This is a genomic window from Streptomyces chrestomyceticus JCM 4735, assembly GCF_003865135.1.
GTDB lineage: Bacteria > Actinomycetota > Actinomycetes > Streptomycetales > Streptomycetaceae > Streptomyces > Streptomyces chrestomyceticus.
Genome location: NZ_BHZC01000001.1, coordinates 2,628,758 through 2,648,313, shown reverse-complemented (window position 1 = coordinate 2,648,313; position 19,556 = coordinate 2,628,758). Strand labels below are relative to the sequence as shown.

Below are 19,556 nucleotides of genomic sequence, written 5' to 3'. Positions count from 1 at the left end.
AATTCCGGCGCTCCACCGACGAAGGTCCACCGCCACACGGGCGGTGGACGCAGACGAGGAGATATTCCTGGTGGAGAACGAGACCCACTACGCCGAGGCCGTCATCGACAACGGCTCCTTCGGCACCCGCACCATCCGCTTCGAGACGGGCCGCCTGGCCAAGCAGGCCGCCGGCTCCGCCGTCGCGTACCTGGACGACGACACCATGGTGCTGTCGGCCACCAGCGCGTCCAAGACGCCCAAGGATCAGCTCGACTTCTTCCCCCTGACGGTGGACGTCGAAGAGCGCATGTACGCGGCCGGCAAGATCCCCGGCTCCTTCTTCCGCCGTGAGGGCCGGCCCTCCGAGGACGCGATCCTCACCTGCCGCCTGATCGACCGGCCGCTGCGCCCCTCCTTCAAGAAGGGCCTGCGCAACGAGATCCAGATCGTCGAGACGATCATGGCGCTCAACCCCGACCACCTCTACGACGTGGTCGCGATCAACGCCGCCTCCTGCTCCACGCAGCTCGCCGGCCTGCCCTTCTCCGGCCCGATCGGCGGCACCCGCGTCGCACTGATCAACGGCCAGTGGGTCGCCTTCCCGACCCACACCGAGCTGGAGAACGCGGTCTTCGACATGGTCGTCGCCGGCCGTGTCCTCCCGGACGGCGATGTCGCGATCATGATGGTCGAGGCCGAGGCCACCGAGAAGACCATCCAGCTCGTCAAGGACGGCGCCGAGGCCCCCACCGAGGAGGTCGTCGCCGCCGGTCTGGAGGCCGCCAAGCCCTTCATCAAGGTGCTGTGCAAGGCCCAGTCGGACCTGGCCGCCAAGGCCGCCAAGCCGGTCGGCGACTTCCCGGTCTTCCTCGACTTCCAGGACGACGTCCTGGAGGCGCTGACCGCCGCCGTCAAGGACGAGCTGGCCCAGGCGCTGACCATCGCGGGCAAGCAGGACCGCGAGGCCGAGCTGGACCGCGTCAAGGCCGTGGCCGCCGAGAAGCTGCTCCCGCAGTTCGAGGGCCGCGAGAAGGAGATCTCCGCCGCCTACCGCGCGCTGACCAAGTCCCTCGTGCGCGAGCGCGTGATCAAGGACAAGGTCCGTATCGACGGCCGTGGCGTGACGGACATCCGTACGCTCGCCGCCGAGGTCGAGGCGATCCCGCGGGTGCACGGCTCGGCGCTGTTCGAGCGTGGCGAGACCCAGATCCTGGGCGTCACCACCCTGAACATGCTCCGCATGGAGCAGCAGCTCGACACCCTCTCCCCGGTGACCCGCAAGCGCTACATGCACAACTACAACTTCCCGCCGTACTCCGTCGGTGAGACCGGCCGCGTGGGCTCGCCCAAGCGCCGCGAGATCGGCCACGGCGCGCTCGCCGAGCGCGCCATCGTGCCGGTGCTGCCGACGCGCGAGGAGTTCCCGTACGCCATCCGCCAGGTCTCCGAGGCGCTGGGCTCCAACGGCTCCACCTCGATGGGCTCGGTCTGCGCCTCGACGATGTCGCTGCTGAACGCCGGTGTGCCCCTGAAGGCCCCGGTCGCCGGTATCGCCATGGGCCTGATCTCCGAGGAGATCGACGGCAAGACGCACTACGTCGCCCTCACCGACATCCTCGGTGCGGAGGACGCGTTCGGCGACATGGACTTCAAGGTCGCCGGTACGAAGCAGTTCGTCACCGCCCTGCAACTGGACACCAAGCTGGACGGCATCCCGGCGTCCGTGCTGGCCGCGGCCCTCAAGCAGGCCCGCGACGCCCGTCTGCACATCCTGGACGTGATGAACGAGGCGATCGACGTTCCGGACGAGATGTCCCCGAACGCGCCGCGCATCATCACCGTCAAGATCCCGGTGGACAAGATCGGTGAGGTCATCGGCCCCAAGGGCAAGATGATCAACCAGATCCAGGAGGACACCGGCGCCGACATCACGATCGAGGACGACGGCACCATCTACATCGGTGCCGCCGACGGCCCGGCCGCCGAGGCCGCCCGCGCCACGATCAACGGCATCGCCAACCCGACCATGCCGGAGGTCGGCGAGCGCTACCTGGGCACGGTCGTCAAGACCACCACCTTCGGTGCGTTCGTCTCGCTGCTCCCGGGCAAGGACGGTCTGCTGCACATCTCGCAGATCCGCAAGCTGGCCGGCGGCAAGCGCGTCGAGAACGTCGAGGACGTGCTCGCCGTGGGCGCCAAGGTCCAGGTGGAGATCGCCGAGATCGACCAGCGCGGCAAGCTGTCGCTGGCCCCGGTCATCGAGGGCGAAGACGACGACGCGAAGGACGACACCGCCAAGTGACGTCCCGTAGCTCACGGACGACGGCCCGCACCTCTTCGGAGGGGCGGGCCGTCGCCCGTACCCAAACGCTTCTCAAGGGCACCAACGGCGCCGGCACGGTCCGCAAGACGGTCCTGCCCGGCGGCCTGCGGGTGGTCACCGAGACCCTGCCCTCCGTCCGGTCCGTCACCTTCGGCATCTGGGCCAACGTCGGCTCCCGTGACGAGACCCCGTCGCTGAACGGCGCCACCCACTACCTGGAGCACCTGCTCTTCAAGGGCACCAGGAAGCGCAGCGCGCTCGACATCTCCGCCGCGATCGACGAGGTCGGCGGCGAGATGAACGCCTTCACGGCGAAGGAGTACACCTGCTACTACGCGCGGGTGCTGGACACCGACCTGCCGCTCGCCATCGACGTGGTCTGCGACATGCTGACCGGCTCGCTCATCGAGCCCGCCGACGTCGACGCCGAGCGCGGCGTGATCCTGGAAGAGATCGCGATGACCGAGGACGACCCGGGCGACTGCGTGCACGACCTGTTCGCGCACACCATGCTCGGTGACACCCCCCTCGGCCGCCCGGTCCTCGGCTCCGTCGACACGGTCAACGCCCTCACCCCCGAGCGCATCCGCCGCTTCTACAAGAAGCACTACGACCCGACCCGCCTGGTCGTCGCCGCCGCCGGCAACGTCGACCACGCCAAGGTCGTCCGGATGGTCCGCGCCGCCTTCGAGAAGGCCGGTGCCCTCGACCGTACGGACGCGGTGCCGATGGGCCCGCGCGACGGCTCCCGCGCCATCCGTACGGCGGGCCGGGTGGAACTGCTCAACCGCAGGTCCGAGCAGGCCCACGTGATCCTCGGCGTCCCGGGCCTGGCCCGGACCGACGACCGCCGCTGGGCCATGGGCGTCCTGAACACCGCCCTCGGCGGCGGCATGAGCTCCCGCCTCTTCCAGGAGGTACGGGAGAAGCGCGGCCTGGCCTACAGCGTGTACTCGTACACCTCCGGCTACGCCGACTGCGGTCTGTTCGGCGTGTACGCGGGCTGCCGCCCGAACCAGGTCGACGACGTCCTGAAGATCTGCCGCGACCAGCTCGACCAGGTCGCCGAAGAGGGGCTGACGGACGACGAGATCCGCCGCGCGATCGGGCAACTGCGCGGTTCCACCGTGCTCGGCCTGGAGGACACCGGCGCGCTGATGAACCGCATCGGCAAGAGCGAGCTGTGCTGGGGCGCCCAGATGTCGGTCGACGACATGCTGGCCCGGATAGCGGCGGTCACCCCGGACGAGGTACGGGAACTGGCCCGCGATGTACTGGGACAGCGCCCGTCGCTGTCCGTCATCGGCCCGCTGAAGGACCGGCAGGCGGACCGGCTGCACGACGCGGTCGCCTGACCTTCCGTATCAGGCGTAGCTGAGGTAGCAGGCGTACCAGAGGTACTGGGAAAGAGAGAGCGGGAAACGATGAGCAAGCTGCGCGTGGCGGTCATCGGCGCCAAGGGCCGCATCGGCTCCGAGGCCGTACGGGCCGTCGAGGCCGCCGAGGACATGGAACTGGTCGCGGCCCTGGGCCGGGGCGACGGGCTGGAGACGCTGACCGAGGCCGGCGCCCAGGTCGCGGTCGAGCTGACCCACCCGGACGCCGTCATGGACAACCTGGAGTTCTGCGTCCGCAACGGCATCCACGGCGTCGTCGGCACCACCGGCTGGACCGACGAGCGCCTCGCGCGGCTGCGCACCTGGCTGGACGCGTCGCCCCGCACGGGCGTGCTCATCGCCCCGAACTTCTCCATCGGCGCGGTGCTGACCATGCGGTTCGCGCAGCAGGCGGCCCGGTTCTTCGAGTCGGCCGAGGTCATCGAGCTGCACCACCCGAACAAGGCCGACGCGCCCTCGGGCACCGCGGCCCGCACGGCCAAGCTGATCGCCGAGGCCCGCGCCGCCGCGGACTGCCCGCCGCAGCCGGACGCCACCAGCAGCGCGCTGGACGGCGCCCGCGGCGCGGACGTGGACGGCATCCCCGTCCACTCCGTACGGCTGCGCGGCCTCCTGGCCCACCAGGAGGTGCTGCTCGGCGGAGTGGGGGAGACCCTCACCATCCGCCACGACTCGCTCCACCACAGCAGCTTCATGCCGGGCATCCTGCTCGGCGCGCGCCGCGTGGTGGCCACTCCCGGCCTGACCATGGGCCTGGAGAACTTCCTCGACCTGGACTGACGGGGTTCGCGCGTGCGTGCAAAGATCACCTACTGCGTTCTCGCGGCGGTCCTGGTCGTCTACTTCGTCCTCGTCGGCAGCCGCGGCGTCCTGCTCATCGAGCAGGGCACCGTACTGACCGTCGCGTTCGGCGTCGCCGTCCTGATCCTGCCGTTCATCGGACTGTGGTTCCTCTGGCACACCACCCAGTTCGCCCGTAAGGCAGGCCGCCTGGCGCGCGAGCTGGAGGCCGAGGGCGGGCTGCCGGTCGACGAGCTGAAGCGCACCCCGGGCGGCCGGATCGACCGGGACTCCGCCGACGAGGTCTTCGACCGGCGGCGTGCCGAGACCGAGCGGGCGCCGGAGGACTGGCGGGCCTGGTTCCGGCTGGCGGTCGCCTACCACGACGCCCGGGACACCCCGCGGGCCCGTAAGGCGATGCAGCGGGCCATCGCCCTGCACGAGGGCAAGCCCGTACGGGTCTGAACGGCGCGGCACCTGTAAACCTGGAAACGACGCGGTGCCCGTACGGTCTGAGCCGTACGGGCACCGCTGTCCACAGGGGCCGGCCCCGAGCCGCGGCTACCGGCAGTACTCCGCCGCCCACGCCTCCAGGACGTCAGCGGCCAGGTCGAACGCCTCGGGACGCGCCAGGAAGTCCGCGTTGTGGTCCGTCACGAGCGTCCGCAGCGCGCTGCCGTCCCGCCGCTCGACGACCAGCGCCTGGCCCTGGACCGTCCGCGGCACACCCAGCCAGCGCACCGGCCGCTGAGCCGTACGGACTGCGGCGACCTCGCTCCAGCGCAGCGTCGTGGTCCGCAGCAGCTCGACCTGACGCAGGCCGTGGGCACTCACCCACACCCCCACCCGCAGGAAGCGCACCGCGAGCGCGATGATCAGCGCCGCGATACCGGCGCAGACAGCGGCGGCGGGCAGCGCCCCCGCGGCCACGATGATCACCGCGGACAGCAGGACGAACGAGGCCAGCAGCAGAAGCACGGCGGCCGCCCCCACGCGTCCAGGGCCCGGACGGTAAGGGCGGCGCCAGCGGTCCGGCCCCGCGTGGGGCAACGGCGCTTCGACCGCCTGACCGGCCTGGTCGTCGAGATCGCGGTCGGCCGTCAGGAAGGTCAGGGGCACGGCGGATCCTCACTCCAGGCACGCAGATGAAGGCTGTGACCGGTGAGGTTATCGAGACTTACGTGCCGGAACCACTTCGTGCCGGGCGGCACGCGCGGCGACAGCGCGCGGACCGCCCGGCCGGATCAGCGGCCGTGTGCCGCCTCGGACTGGTGCGTGCCGACGCCGCCGGTCTCCTGCTGGAGTGCCGGGACACCGAGCAGCAGGGCGCCGGCGAGACCGCCGACGACCGTCAGGCCGATCAGGGACCGGCCCGCGAGCTGGGCACGACTGACGCGTTCTCGGGGCGGGGGCGCGACATTGCTGCGGAACCGGTCGGCCTCGGCGACGAAGGCGAACGGCACTGGCTCTCGCCGGCGGAACATGAGCGGGCTCTCCTTGGAACCTCGAAGTGGGCACTGTCACAGGGTTAGACGTCTGTCGCGTCCGTTTGGTGCCCGTTTTCTGCAAGTTCTGTGAAAAATATCAACCACAGGACGGGCTGGGCGCAACGGCGTCCGATTTTGTACGGTACGCGGCATCCCGCCGCATTTCCGGGACTGTCGGTGGCGGGCCGTAGGCTGGGGCGCGCCACGTGGAATGAACGGAAGGAACCGTCGGTGTCACCTACCCCCGCCGAGAGCGTCGAAGCGTCCGAAGGCACGGCCCCCAGCTTCCGGAGCGAGGTGACGGTCGAGCTGGTCAAGCACAGCGCCGCGGACAGTGACGTGCTGTGGGCGGCCCGTGTCTCCACCGCCGGCGAGCAGTCGCTGGAGGAGCTCCAGAAGGACCCGGAGCGCTCCAAGGGCCTGATCAACTACCTGATGCGGGACCGGCACGGCAGCCCCTTCGAGCACAACTCGATGACCTTCTTCATCAGCGCGCCGATCTTCGTCTTCCGTGAGTTCATGCGGCACCGCGTCGGCTGGTCCTACAACGAGGAGTCCGGCCGCTACCGTCAGCTCGAACCGGTCTTCTACGTGCCCGGCACGTCCCGCAAGCTCGTCCAGCAGGGCCGCCCCGGCAAGTACGAGTTCGTCGAGGGCACCCCCGAGCAGCACGCGCTCGCCGGCAAGGTCATGGAGGACTCCTACCGGCAGGCGTACGAGGCCTACCAGGAGATGCTGGCCGCCGGCGTCGCCCGCGAGGTGGCCCGCTCGGTCCTGCCCGTCGGCCTGTTCTCCTCGATGTACGCGACCTGCAACGCCCGTTCGCTGATGCACTTCCTCGGCCTGCGTACGCAGCACGAGCTCGCGGCCGTGCCGTCCTTCCCGCAGCGCGAGATCGAGATGGTCGGCGAGCAGATGGAGGCCCACTGGGCCCGCCTGATGCCGCTCACCCACGCCGCCTTCAACGCCAACGGCCGTATCGCCCCGTAAGGCCCCGGTCCCGCGGGCGACCCGCCGGACCGGTGCGCGGACCGGCCGCCGCCCTCCGGCGCCGTAGCGGACCGCACAGACGTGCCAGGTGTCCGTATTGCGGCATTTTGAGAAGTTCATCTACGCTGAAGAAACGGACCCGGCACTGCTTGAACCCCCGAGCAAGCAGTGCCGGAGTCCACATCCCGGCTCCCCAGGGGCGCGACCCGAGGTGAGCTACGAGTAGCGTGGTGCCCATGGCTCCGACTTCCACACCGCAGACCCCCTTCGGGCGGGTGCTGACCGCCATGGTCACGCCGTTCACGGCGGATGGCGCTCTCGACCTCGACGGTGCGCAGCAGCTCGCCGCGCACCTGGTGGACTCCGGCAACGACGGTCTCATCGTCAACGGCACCACCGGTGAGTCACCGACCACCAGCGATGCGGAGAAAGCCCGGCTGGTCCGGGCCGTGGTGGACGCGGTCGGAGACCGGGCCTTCGTCGTCGCCGGAGCCGGCACCAACGACACCGACCACAGCCTGGAGCTGGCCCGCGCCGCGCGCGACGCCGGGGCCCACGGCCTGCTCGCCGTGACGCCGTACTACAGCAAGCCCCCGCAGGAAGGTCTCTTCCGGCATTTCACCGCCATTGCGGACGCCACCGACCTGCCGGTCATGCTCTACGACATCCCCGGCCGCAGCGGTGTGCCGATCAACACCGAGACCATGGTGCGGCTCGCCGAGCACCCGCGCATCGTCGCCAACAAGGACGCCAAGGGCGACCTCGGCCGCGCGAGCTGGGCCATCGCCCGCTCGAACCTCGCGTGGTACAGCGGCGACGACATGCTCAACCTCCCGCTGCTGTCGGTCGGCGCCGTCGGCTTCGTCTCGGTCGTCGGCCACGTCGTCACGCCCGAGCTGCGCGCCCTGCTCGACGCCCACCTGCACGGTGACGTCACCAAGGCCACCGAGATCCACCAGAAGCTGCTGCCGGTCTTCACCGGCATGTTCCGCACCCAGGGCGTCATCACGACCAAGGCTGCGCTCGGGCTCCAGGGCCTGCCCGCCGGGCCGCTGCGCCTGCCGCTGGTGGAACTGTCGGCCGACGAGACCGAACAGCTCAAGCGCGATCTTGCCGCCGGCGGGGTACAGCTGTAACCAAAGACTTCACAACTGAACACGGAAAACAACCGCCAAACCGCAAGTGCACGAATGTCATGCGCGCCACGTGTGCCTCACGGCGACGTGGCGTGTGTGGTGAGGAGAGTCTTTTGAGTCATCCGCATCCTGAGCTCGGCGCGCCGCCGAAGCTCCCCAAGGGCGGCCTGCGCGTCACCCCCCTCGGCGGCCTGGGTGAGATCGGCCGCAACATGACGGTCTTCGAATACGGCGGCCGGCTGCTGATCGTCGACTGCGGAGTGCTTTTCCCGGAGGAGGAGCAGCCCGGAATCGACCTGATCCTGCCGGACTTCTCGTCCATCAGGGACCGCCTCGACGACATCGACGGCATCGTGCTCACGCACGGCCACGAGGACCACATCGGCGGTGTCCCCTACCTCCTGCGCGAGAAGCCGGACATCCCGCTGATCGGCTCCAAGCTGACCCTCGCCCTCATCGAGGCGAAGCTCCAGGAGCACCGCATCCGGCCGTACACGCTGGAGGTCGCGGAGGGCGACACGGAGGCCATCGGCCCCTTCGACTGCGAGTTCGTCGCGGTCAACCACTCCATCCCGGACGCCCTCGCGGTCGCCATCCGCACCCCCGCGGGCATGGTCGTGCACACCGGCGACTTCAAGATGGACCAGCTCCCGCTGGACCGCCGCCTGACCGACCTCCCGAAGTTCGCCAAGCTGGGCGAGGAGGGCATCGACCTCCTGCTGTCCGACTCCACGAACGCCGAGGTCCCGGGCTTCGTCCCGCCCGAGCGCGACATTTCCAATGTGCTGCGCCAGGTCTTCGCGAGCGCCCAGAAGCGCATCATCGTGGCCAGCTTCGCCAGCCATGTGCACCGCATCCAGCAGATCCTGGACGCGGCACACGAGTACGGCCGCCGGGTCGCGTTCGTGGGCCGCTCGATGGTCCGCAACATGGGCATCGCCCGTGAACTGGGCTACCTGAAGGTCCCGGCCGGACTGGTCGTCGACGTCAAGGCCCTCGACGACCTGCCGGACGACGAGGTCGTGCTGGTCTGCACGGGTTCCCAGGGCGAGCCGATGGCGGCCCTGTCCCGGATGGCCAACCGCGACCACCAGATCCGTATCGTCCCCGGCGACACGGTGATCCTGGCGTCGTCGCTGATCCCCGGCAACGAGAACGCGGTCTACCGCGTCATCAACGGCCTGACCCGCTGGGGCGCCAACGTCGTCCACAAGGGCAACGCCAAGGTGCACGTCTCGGGCCACGCATCGGCCGGCGAGCTGCTGTACTTCTACAACATCTGCAAGCCGAAGAACCTGATGCCGGTGCACGGCGAATGGCGCCATCTGCGCGCCAACGCCGAACTCGGCGCGCTGACCGGTGTCCCCAAGGACCGGATCGTCATCGCCGAGGACGGCGTGGTCGTCGACCTGGTCAAGGGCGTCGCCAAGATCGTCGGCAAGGTCCAGGCGGGCTACGTCTACGTCGACGGCCTCTCGGTCGGCGACGTCACCGAGTCCTCCCTCAAGGACCGCCGCATCCTCGGCGACGAGGGCATCATCTCGGTGTTCCTGGTCGTGGACTCCAGCACCGGCAAGATCGTCGGCGGGCCGCACATCCAGGCCCGTGGCTCGGGCATCGACGACGCGGACTTCGCCGCGGTGATGCCCAAGATCGACGAGATCCTCGCCAAGGCCGCCCAGGACGGCGTCGCGGAGCCGCACCAGCTCCAGCAGCTCGTCCGCAGGGCCATCGGCAAGTGGGTCTCCGACAACTTCCGCCGGCGCCCGATGATCCTTCCGGTGGTCGTCGAGGTCTGACCCTCAGGGGCCGCCTGCACAGGTACGAGGAGCGGGGCAACCGGATTTGCATCCGGGCGCCCCGCTCCAGTACGTTTACGGCTCCGCCTGACGGGGAACCCGGTACGCCTACGCGTCCGGTGGACCTCCCTGACAGGACGGAATTCCGGCCCAGAGAAATCTGATAGCGTCGGAACAGCCGAAAGGCAAACCCCTCCGACAATCATCGGAAACGAATTCTGTCCGGCCACGGACCGGAAATCGGATCTGATAGAGTCGGAAAGACCGAAAAGCGAAAGCCGGACGGTCGCCCCGCTCCGACAGGGGCCGGAAACGGAAAGCGGAAACGCCGAACGGATCTGGTAAGGTTGGAACCGCGAAGAAGCCGAAAGGCGGAAACGCACCGGCGGAAATCAGGACCGTGAGGATCTGATAGAGTCGGAAACGCAAGACCGAAGGGAAGCGCCCGGAGGGCCTGGTGAAACAGGCACAAAGGAAGCGTCCGTTCCTTGAGAACTCAACAGCGTGCCAAAAGTCAACGCCAGATATGTTGATACCCTGTCCACCGGCAGCAGCCGGAGGATGAGGTTCCTTTGAAAAGCCCACCAGCATCCACGCGGTGCGGGTGGCACACACAGCGAGGACGCTGTGAACGGGAAGCCTATTCCGCTTCCTGTTCCGCTCTCGTGTGTGTTACCGGGATGACCCGGAAACATTCACGGAGAGTTTGATCCTGGCTCAGGACGAACGCTGGCGGCGTGCTTAACACATGCAAGTCGAACGATGAACCTCCTTCGGGAGGGGATTAGTGGCGAACGGGTGAGTAACACGTGGGCAATCTGCCCTGCACTCTGGGACAAGCCCTGGAAACGGGGTCTAATACCGGATACGACACGGGATCGCATGATCTCCGTGTGGAAAGCTCCGGCGGTGCAGGATGAGCCCGCGGCCTATCAGCTTGTTGGTGGGGTAATGGCCTACCAAGGCGACGACGGGTAGCCGGCCTGAGAGGGCGACCGGCCACACTGGGACTGAGACACGGCCCAGACTCCTACGGGAGGCAGCAGTGGGGAATATTGCACAATGGGCGCAAGCCTGATGCAGCGACGCCGCGTGAGGGATGACGGCCTTCGGGTTGTAAACCTCTTTCAGCAGGGAAGAAGCGCAAGTGACGGTACCTGCAGAAGAAGCGCCGGCTAACTACGTGCCAGCAGCCGCGGTAATACGTAGGGCGCAAGCGTTGTCCGGAATTATTGGGCGTAAAGAGCTCGTAGGCGGCTTGTCACGTCGGATGTGAAAGCCCGGGGCTTAACCCCGGGTCTGCATTCGATACGGGCAGGCTAGAGTTCGGTAGGGGAGATCGGAATTCCTGGTGTAGCGGTGAAATGCGCAGATATCAGGAGGAACACCGGTGGCGAAGGCGGATCTCTGGGCCGATACTGACGCTGAGGAGCGAAAGCGTGGGGAGCGAACAGGATTAGATACCCTGGTAGTCCACGCCGTAAACGTTGGGAACTAGGTGTGGGCGACATTCCACGTCGTCCGTGCCGCAGCTAACGCATTAAGTTCCCCGCCTGGGGAGTACGGCCGCAAGGCTAAAACTCAAAGGAATTGACGGGGGCCCGCACAAGCGGCGGAGCATGTGGCTTAATTCGACGCAACGCGAAGAACCTTACCAAGGCTTGACATACACCGGAAAACCCTGGAGACAGGGTCCCCCTTGTGGTCGGTGTACAGGTGGTGCATGGCTGTCGTCAGCTCGTGTCGTGAGATGTTGGGTTAAGTCCCGCAACGAGCGCAACCCTTGTTCTGTGTTGCCAGCATGCCCTTCGGGGTGATGGGGACTCACAGGAGACTGCCGGGGTCAACTCGGAGGAAGGTGGGGACGACGTCAAGTCATCATGCCCCTTATGTCTTGGGCTGCACACGTGCTACAATGGCCGGTACAATGAGCTGCGATACCGCGAGGTGGAGCGAATCTCAAAAAGCCGGTCTCAGTTCGGATTGGGGTCTGCAACTCGACCCCATGAAGTCGGAGTCGCTAGTAATCGCAGATCAGCATTGCTGCGGTGAATACGTTCCCGGGCCTTGTACACACCGCCCGTCACGTCACGAAAGTCGGTAACACCCGAAGCCGGTGGCCCAACCCCTTGTGGGAGGGAATCGTCGAAGGTGGGACTGGCGATTGGGACGAAGTCGTAACAAGGTAGCCGTACCGGAAGGTGCGGCTGGATCACCTCCTTTCTAAGGAGCACTTCTTACCGGCCTTCGGGCTGGTCAGAGGCCAGAACATCGGCGAATGTCCGGTGCTGGTTGCTCATGGGTGGAACGTTGACTACTCGGCACACTCGGTATGGGGATCACTAGTACTGCTTCGGCATGGAACGTGTATCACCAGACGGGAGTGTCGGGCACGTTGTTGGGTGTCTGAGGGCACGGACTGAGAGTCTGTACCTTCAAACGCCGGCCCCAGTGAACTCGCCGAGTGTGGCGGGGTGGTGGGTGGCTGGTCGTTGCTTGAGAACTGCACAGTGGACGCGAGCATCTGTGGCCAAGTTTTTAAGGGCGCACGGTGGATGCCTTGGCACCAGGAACCGATGAAGGACGTGGGAGGCCACGATAGGCCCCGGGGAGCTGTCAACCGAGCTTTGATCCGGGGGTGTCCGAATGGGGAAACCCGGCAGTCGTCATGGGCTGTCACCCATACCTGAACACATAGGGTATGTGGAGGGAACGCGGGGAAGTGAAACATCTCAGTACCCGCAGGAAGAGAAAACAACCGTGATTCCGGGAGTAGTGGCGAGCGAAACTGGATGAGGCCAAACCGTATTGGTGTGATACCCGGCAGGGGTTGCCAGTGCGGGGTTGTGGGATCTCTTTTCTGCAGTCTGCCGGCTGTGGGACGAGTCAGAAACCGTTGATGTAGGCGAAGGACATGCGAAAGGTCCGGCGTAGAGGGTAAGACCCCCGTAGCTGAAACATCAGCGGCTCGTTTAAGAGACACCCAAGTAGCACGGGGCCCGTGAAATCCCGTGTGAATCTGGCGGGACCACCCGCTAAGCCTAAATATTCCCTGGTGACCGATAGCGGATAGTACCGTGAGGGAATGGTGAAAAGTACCGCGGGAGCGGAGTGAAATAGTACCTGAAACCGTGTGCCTACAAGCCGTGGGAGCGTCGCTATGCAGCTTGCTGCATAGTCGTGACTGCGTGCCTTTTGAAGAATGAGCCTGCGAGTTTGCGGTATGTTGCGAGGTTAACCCGTGTGGGGAAGCCGTAGCGAAAGCGAGTCCGAAGAGGGCGTTGAGTAGCGTGCCCAAGACCCGAAGCGGAGTGATCTAGCCATGGGCAGGTTGAAGCGGAGGTAAGACTTCGTGGAGGACCGAACCCACCAGGGTTGAAAACCTGGGGGATGACCTGTGGTTAGGGGTGAAAGGCCAATCAAACTCCGTGATAGCTGGTTCTCCCCGAAATGCATTTAGGTGCAGCGTCGTGTGTTTCTTGCCGGAGGTAGAGCACTGGATAGGCGATGGGCCCTACCGGGTTACTGACCTTAGCCAAACTCCGAATGCCGGTAAGTGAGAGCGCGGCAGTGAGACTGTGGGGGATAAGCTCCATGGTCGAGAGGGAAACAGCCCAGAGCATCGACTAAGGCCCCTAAGCGTGTGCTAAGTGGGAAAGGATGTGGAGTCGCAGAGACAACCAGGAGGTTGGCTTAGAAGCAGCCATCCTTGAAAGAGTGCGTAATAGCTCACTGGTCAAGTGATTCCGCGCCGACAATGTAGCGGGGCTCAAGCACACCGCCGAAGTCGTGTCATTGCAGCATGAGACCTAACGGTTGCTGTGATGGGTAGGGGAGCGTCGTGTGCCGGGTGAAGCAGCACCGGAAGGTAGTTGTGGACGGTTCACGAGTGAGAATGCAGGCATGAGTAGCGATACACACGTGGGAAACGTGTGCGCCGATTGACTAAGGGTTCCTGGGTCAAGCTGATCTGCCCAGGGTAAGTCGGGACCTAAGGCGAGGCCGACAGGCGTAGTCGATGGACAACCGGTTGATATTCCGGTACCCGCTTTGAAGCGCCAAACATCGAATCAGGCGATGCTAAGTCCGTGAAGCCGCCCTGAGCTCTTCGGAGCGTAGGGGAGTGGTGGAGCCGATGATCCAGACTTGTAGTAGGTGAGTGATGGGGTGACGCAGGAAGGTAGTCCAGCCCGGGCGGTGGTTGTCCCGGGGTAAGGGTGTAGCCCGTCATCTAGGCAAATCCGGATGACATGGAGGGTGAGACCTGATGCCGAGCCGATTGTGGTGAAGTGGATGATCCTATGCTGTCGAGAAAAGCCTCTAGCGAGTTTCATGGCGGCCCGTACCCTAAACCGACTCAGGTGGTCAGGTAGAGAATACCGAGGCGTTCGGGTGAACTATGGTTAAGGAACTCGGCAAAATGCCCCCGTAACTTCGGGAGAAGGGGGGCCATTGCTGGTGATGAGTCTTGCACTCTGAGCTGGTGGTGGCCGCAGAGACCAGCGAGAAGCGACTGTTTACTAAAAACACAGGTCCGTGCGAAGCCGTAAGGCGATGTATACGGACTGACGCCTGCCCGGTGCTGGAACGTTAAGGGGACCGGTTAGCTCTGTTTCGACAGGGCGAAGCTGAGAACTTAAGCGCCAGTAAACGGCGGTGGTAACTATAACCATCCTAAGGTAGCGAAATTCCTTGTCGGGTAAGTTCCGACCTGCACGAATGGCGTAACGACTTCTCGACTGTCTCAACCATAGGCCCGGTGAAATTGCACTACGAGTAAAGATGCTCGTTTCGCGCAGCAGGACGGAAAGACCCCGGGACCTTTACTATAGCTTGATATTGGTGTTCGGTTCGGCTTGTGTAGGATAGGTGGGAGACTGTGAACTCGTCACGCCAGTGGCGGGGGAGTCGTTGTTGAAATACCACTCTGGTCGTGCTGGATGTCTAACCTGGGTCCGTGATCCGGATCAGGGACAGTGTCTGGTGGGTAGTTTAACTGGGGCGGTTGCCTCCTAAAGAGTAACGGAGGCGCCCAAAGGTTCCCTCAGCCTGGTTGGCAATCAGGTGTTGAGTGTAAGTGCACAAGGGAGCTTGACTGTGAGACTGACGGGTCGAGCAGGTACGAAAGTAGGGACTAGTGATCCGGCGGTGGCTTGTGGAAGCGCCGTCGCTCAACGGATAAAAGGTACCCCGGGGATAACAGGCTGATCTTCCCCAAGAGTCCATATCGACGGGATGGTTTGGCACCTCGATGTCGGCTCGTCGCATCCTGGGGCTGGAGTCGGTCCCAAGGGTTGGGCTGTTCGCCCATTAAAGCGGTACGCGAGCTGGGTTTAGAACGTCGTGAGACAGTTCGGTCCCTATCCGCTGTGCGCGTAGGAGTCTTGAGAAGGGCTGTCCCTAGTACGAGAGGACCGGGACGGACGAACCTCTGGTGTGCCAGTTGTCCTGCCAAGGGCATGGCTGGTTGGCTACGTTCGGAAAGGATAACCGCTGAAAGCATCTAAGCGGGAAGCCTGCTTCGAGATGAGGGCTCCCTCCTCCTTGAGAGGGTAAGGCTCCCAGTAGACGACTGGGTTGATAGGCCAGATATGGAAGCCTGGTAACGGGTGGAGTTGACTGGTACTAATAGGCCGAGGGCTTGTCCTCAGTTGCTCGCGTCCACTGTGTTAGTTCTGAAGTAACGAACTCGCCTTGTCGGCTGGAGTTCATCTTCATAGTGTTTCGGTGGTCATAGCGTTAGGGAAACGCCCGGTTACATTTCGAACCCGGAAGCTAAGCCTTTCAGCGCCGATGGTACTGCAGGGGGGACCCTGTGGGAGAGTAGGACGCCGCCGAACAATTTTTCAGCTCTGGTCCCTGAACCTCTGGTTCAGGGACCAGAGCTTTTTTGTTCTCACGGTGCAGTGCGGCGCGTTACTTCATGTTCACTTCATGTGGTCAGGCTCCGGGGTATGGGGACAGGGGAAACGCTCAGGTCGGCCGGTGTCCGCGAAGGCGACGAGGTGGTGGTGCCGGCGTTCGGCAGCCGCGAGACCGCCGAGGCGGTCGTGGAACTGGGCGCGCTGCCGGTCTTTGCCGACGTGGACGCTGACAGTTTCTGTCTCGACCCGGCCGCGGTGGCCGACGCGGTCACCCCGCGCACGGCGGCCGTCGTCGCCGTACACCGCTTCGGGCGGCCGGCGGACATGGACTGGATACGGGAGACCGGGCAGCGGTACGGCCTGCTGGTCGTCGCCGCCGACGAGCCCGGTGCCGGGCGGCCGGGCCAGGACGACGTACGGCGCAGGCAGGACCGCGCCGCCTATCTGGACGAGCGGCTTACCGGCGTGCTGACGCCGTCCGCCGTCGCGGGCCACACCTACGAGCAGTACGTCGTGCGGGTGCCGGGCAACGGGCGACCGGACCGGGACGCCTTCGCGCTGGCCCTGCGTTCCCGTGGCGTCGCCTGCCGCGTCCCCGTACAGGCGCCTGTGTACCGCCTGCCGGGGCTGCGGCGGGACGTGTTCCTGCCGCAGACCGAGCGGGCCGTGGACGAGACGCTCGCGCTGCCGGTACGCGTCGAGCTGTCGCGACGCGAATTGCAGAAGATGGCCGGTGCCTGCAACGCACTCGGCGGACTGCTGCGGCCGGCGCCGCAGCCGGCGTTCTGAAAGTCCCTTTTGCGGGGGAGTGGTGTGCACCCCGCGGGCACTCTTCCGGGTGAGCGCTCCTTGATTCGGTTTATCGGACGAGTTCGGGTAGAGTTTTCCTCGTTGCCGGCCCCAATAGCTCAGTCGGCAGAGCGTCTCCATGGTAAGGAGAAGGTCTACGGTTCGATTCCGTATTGGGGCTCCACAGGGAAAGGCCCCCGCCGTACGGCGGGGGCCTTTTTCGTCTGCGGATCCGTCTGCGGAAAGGCGGAAAGGGAGGGCCCGGCGGGCCCCCGGGTCACGCGTCGAGCGGGACCTCGGGGACACGCATGGCGAGGATGGCCATGTCGTCGGACGCCGGTTCGGCGGCGAAGCGCTCCACCGCCCGCAGGATGCGCGCGGCCACCGCGCCGGCGGTCAGACCTGTACAGGTCGTCAGCACGTCCGTGAGACCGTCGTCACCCAGCATCCGGGTGCCCTCGCGGCGCTCGGTGACGCCGTCGGTGACACACAGCAGCACGTCGCCCGGGTCGAGCGTGACGGTCTGCTCGTACAGCTCCAGGTCCTCCATGACACCCAGCAGGGGCTGCGGCTCGGCGGCCGGCTCGACCGTGCCGTCCTGGCGCAGACGCAGCGGCAGCGGGTGGCCCGCGCAGACGACCTTCAGGACGGCGCTGCCGTCGCGCTGCGGCCACAGCTCGCCGTACAGCAGCGTCAGGAAGCGGCTGCGGGCGCCCTCGTCGAGGATCGCGGCGTTCAGGCGCTCCAGGACGGCGGGGCCGCCGAAGCCCTCGCGGGCGAGCAGACGCAGCGCGTGCCGGGCCAGGCCGGTGACGGCGGCGGCCTCCGGGCCCGTACCGCAGACGTCGCCGATGGCGAAGCCGTACGCGCCGTCCCGGATGGGGAAGAGGTCGTAGAAGTCGCCGCCGACCTCGTTGCCCTCGCCGGCCGCGCGGTAGATGACCTCGACCTCGACGCCCGGGACCTCGGGCAGCTCCGGGGGCAGCAGGCTGCGCTGGAGGGACTGGCTGATGGCCGTGCGCTCCGAGTACAGACGCGCGTTGTCCAGGGCGAGCGCGGCCCGGCGGGAGAGGTCCTCGGCGAGTTCCAGGATCTCCTGGCGGAAGTGTTCCTCGCTGGGCTTGCCCAGGGTGAGCATGCCGATGACGCGGTTGCGGGCGACCAGGGGCAGCACGACGGTCTCGCCGCCCACCGCCGAGGCGGTCGCCAGGGTGGCGCCGGGGCCCTTGGAGGGGCGGGCCGAGTTGCCGAGGCCCAGGCTGCGCAGGGAGGTGCGCAGGGCCGCGTCGTGGGCGGCGTCGGTCGGCGCGTTCCACAGGCGGGCGCCGGGCGTGGGGACCGGCTCGGGCGGGTCGACCTTCATCAGGAGCGACTTGAGGCCGTCGATGCGGTCCTCGTCCTCGTGCAGGACGTAGGACAGCTCCGGTTCGGACGCCTGGTCGGCGACGGTGTAGACGGCGCACCAGGTCGCGAGGGTGGGGACGGTCATCTGGGCCATCAGGGCCAGCGTCTGGTCCCGGTCGAGGGTGCCGGCCAGCAGGTCGGACGCCTCGACGAGGAAGGAGAGGGAGCCGCGGCGCAGCCGTTCCAGCTCGGTCAGGCGGGCCCGTTCGACGGCCAGCGCGATGCGGTCGGCGGCGAACTGGAGGCGCAGCGCCTCCTCGTTCGTGTAGCGGCCGGGGGCTTCGGCGGCGACGCCCAGGGAGCCGGTCAGGCGGCCCTCGACCTTCAGGGGGACCGTGACGACCGAGCGCATGCCCGTACCGGAGAGCAGCGGTACGGCGCCCGGTACGGCGGTCAGGTCCTCGTGGACGGCCGGCATCCGGGCGGAGCCGTACCGTCCGGAGCCCGCCTCGACCGGGACGCGGGCGAAGCGCTGGCGGGCGGAGGGCAGGCCGGTGGAGGCCCGTACCTCCAGCTCGGTCTCGTCGTCGGTGGCCAGGAGCAGGTACGCGGCGTCGCCGTCGAGCATGTCGCGGGCGCGCTCGACCGTGCGCTGGAGCAGGCCGTCCAGGTCGTCGGGGGCCGGCGAGCCGATGAAGACCTCGAACGGGTCGGCGGGGCCGCGGCCCTCGGGCGGCTGAGCGGCCTGGTCGGGGGCGGGCGTGCGCAGCGGGCTCTGCAGGACGGCACGCTCGTGGTCGCGCACCAGGAGGCAGACCGTGTACGGCTCGCCGTCGGCGTCGCGGACGCGCAGGTGGGAGGCGTACACCGGGACGACCCGGCCGTCGGCGCCCCGTATGCCGTACGAGCCCTCCCAGCGGGAGAGCTGGAGGGCCTCGGCGATGCCGGTGCCCGTGCCGGGGGTGTGCGGCCAGGCCGCGAAGTCGGTGAGGGGCTTGCCGGCGACCTGCTCGGGGTCGTACGCGAAGAGGTCCCGGGCGTCCTCGTTCCAGAAGCTGATGCAGCCGCCGCGGTCGACCTGGACGACGGCGACGCGGACCCGGCTGTCGGCGACCGGCAGGGCGTCCACGGGCAGGGCGGGGCCCGCCGAGCGGGTGCCGGCCGGGCGCTCGGGCAGGTCGAGCTGGAACCACACGTGCTTCTGGGAGGCGGTGTACTCCACGCCCCAGCGGCTGGCCAGCGCGCCGCACAGCAGCAGCCCGCGGCCGCCCTCGCGGTCCGGATGGGCGAACGCGCGCCCGGCATTCTGCAGCGGGATCTCGCGCTCCGGATAGCGGTCCGCGACCTCGATGCGGACGCCGGTGTCCGTGCGCAGGCACAGTACGTCGGCGGCGGTGCCCGCGTGGACGACGGCGTTGGTGACCAGTTCGCTGGTCAGGACGACGGCGTCGTCGACGATGTCGCCGTAGCCCCAGCCCTGGAGGGTGTCGCGCACGAAGGCGCGGGCGGTGGCGACCGAGCGGCCGACCGGCTCGAACGTGGCAGCGGCCCGCGCGGTGATCACTGGTCTCCTCATGCGTGTGTCGGTGATCTGCTCTCCCACCATGGCGGCGCCCCTCCGAAAGCCTGGTGTGCTCGCCCACCGCCCGTGCTGGACGGCCAGGG

Annotated in this window: 11 protein-coding genes, 1 tRNA gene and 3 rRNA genes; 12 read left to right on the top strand and 3 right to left on the bottom strand. The window is 66.8% G+C overall.

What is annotated here, in order from left to right:
* The first annotated feature begins 70 nt into the window (after positions 1–70).
* The 4 genes from EJG53_RS10760 to EJG53_RS10745 all read left to right on the top strand — a co-directional run bounded on the left by EJG53_RS10760 (position 71) and on the right by EJG53_RS10745 (position 4,947).
* The gene (locus tag EJG53_RS10760; protein WP_125049304.1) at positions 71–2,284 is read left to right on the top strand and encodes a polyribonucleotide nucleotidyltransferase; all 2,214 of its coding nucleotides are present in this window, start codon (positions 71–73) and stop codon (positions 2,282–2,284) included.
* Positions 2,281–3,660, top strand: coding sequence for a M16 family metallopeptidase (locus EJG53_RS10755; RefSeq protein WP_125044665.1), 1,380 nt, complete (start codon positions 2,281–2,283; stop codon positions 3,658–3,660). The genes EJG53_RS10760 and EJG53_RS10755 overlap by 4 nt, the downstream gene beginning before the upstream one ends.
* Positions 3,661–3,729: 69 nt before the next feature.
* Positions 3,730–4,482 carry a 4-hydroxy-tetrahydrodipicolinate reductase gene (gene dapB, locus EJG53_RS10750; protein WP_125044664.1) on the top strand — a complete coding sequence of 251 codons (753 nt, stop codon included), beginning with the start codon at positions 3,730–3,732 and terminating at the stop codon, positions 4,480–4,482.
* Between the two features lie 12 nt (positions 4,483–4,494).
* Positions 4,495–4,947, top strand: coding sequence for a tetratricopeptide repeat protein (locus EJG53_RS10745; RefSeq protein ID WP_031009582.1), 453 nt, complete (start codon positions 4,495–4,497; stop codon positions 4,945–4,947).
* A gap of 96 nt (positions 4,948–5,043) precedes the next feature.
* Here the strand turns inward: EJG53_RS10745 and EJG53_RS10740 are convergent, their stop codons facing one another.
* The gene (locus EJG53_RS10740; RefSeq protein ID WP_125044663.1) at positions 5,044–5,601 is read right to left on the bottom strand and encodes a PH domain-containing protein; all 558 of its coding nucleotides are present in this window, start codon (positions 5,599–5,601) and stop codon (positions 5,044–5,046) included.
* Positions 5,602–5,726: 125 nt separating this feature from the next.
* The gene (locus tag EJG53_RS10735) at positions 5,727–5,966 is read right to left on the bottom strand and encodes a hypothetical protein (RefSeq protein ID WP_030023054.1); all 240 of its coding nucleotides are present in this window, start codon (positions 5,964–5,966) and stop codon (positions 5,727–5,729) included.
* A 234-nt stretch (positions 5,967–6,200) separates the two neighbouring features.
* Here EJG53_RS10735 and thyX point away from each other — a divergent pair, with 234 nt between their 5' ends.
* The 8 genes from thyX to EJG53_RS10695 all read left to right on the top strand — a co-directional run bounded on the left by thyX (position 6,201) and on the right by EJG53_RS10695 (position 16,731).
* Positions 6,201–6,959 carry an FAD-dependent thymidylate synthase gene (gene thyX, locus EJG53_RS10730; RefSeq protein WP_125044662.1) on the top strand — a complete coding sequence of 253 codons (759 nt, stop codon included), beginning with the start codon at positions 6,201–6,203 and terminating at the stop codon, positions 6,957–6,959.
* Between the two features lie 236 nt (positions 6,960–7,195).
* Positions 7,196–8,095: a 4-hydroxy-tetrahydrodipicolinate synthase gene (gene dapA, locus EJG53_RS10725; RefSeq protein WP_125044661.1), complete on the top strand. Its 900-nt coding sequence runs from the start codon at positions 7,196–7,198 to the stop codon at positions 8,093–8,095.
* A gap of 113 nt (positions 8,096–8,208) precedes the next feature.
* Complete coding sequence (locus EJG53_RS10720; RefSeq protein ID WP_125044660.1) at positions 8,209–9,894, top strand: ribonuclease J; 1,686 nt, start codon at positions 8,209–8,211, stop codon at positions 9,892–9,894.
* 694 nt (positions 9,895–10,588) lie between these two features.
* A 16S ribosomal RNA gene (locus tag EJG53_RS10715) occupies positions 10,589–12,117 on the top strand.
* A gap of 305 nt (positions 12,118–12,422) precedes the next feature.
* Positions 12,423–15,543, top strand: a 23S ribosomal RNA gene (locus EJG53_RS10710).
* A 74-nt stretch (positions 15,544–15,617) separates the two neighbouring features.
* Positions 15,618–15,734, top strand: a 5S ribosomal RNA gene (gene rrf / locus EJG53_RS10705).
* Together the 16S, 23S and 5S rRNA genes form the textbook arrangement of a ribosomal RNA operon.
* Positions 15,735–15,848: 114 nt before the next feature.
* Positions 15,849–16,547 (top strand): DegT/DnrJ/EryC1/StrS family aminotransferase, encoded by a 699-nt coding sequence (locus tag EJG53_RS10700; protein ID WP_125044659.1) that lies wholly within the window; start codon positions 15,849–15,851, stop codon positions 16,545–16,547.
* Positions 16,548–16,655: 108 nt separating this feature from the next.
* A tRNA-Thr gene (locus tag EJG53_RS10695) sits at positions 16,656–16,731 on the top strand.
* Between the two features lie 93 nt (positions 16,732–16,824).
* Here EJG53_RS10695 and EJG53_RS10690 read toward each other — a convergent pair.
* Positions 16,825–19,467 (bottom strand): SpoIIE family protein phosphatase, encoded by a 2,643-nt coding sequence (locus EJG53_RS10690; RefSeq protein WP_241269455.1) that lies wholly within the window; start codon positions 19,465–19,467, stop codon positions 16,825–16,827.
* Positions 19,468–19,556: the final 89 nt, after the last annotated feature.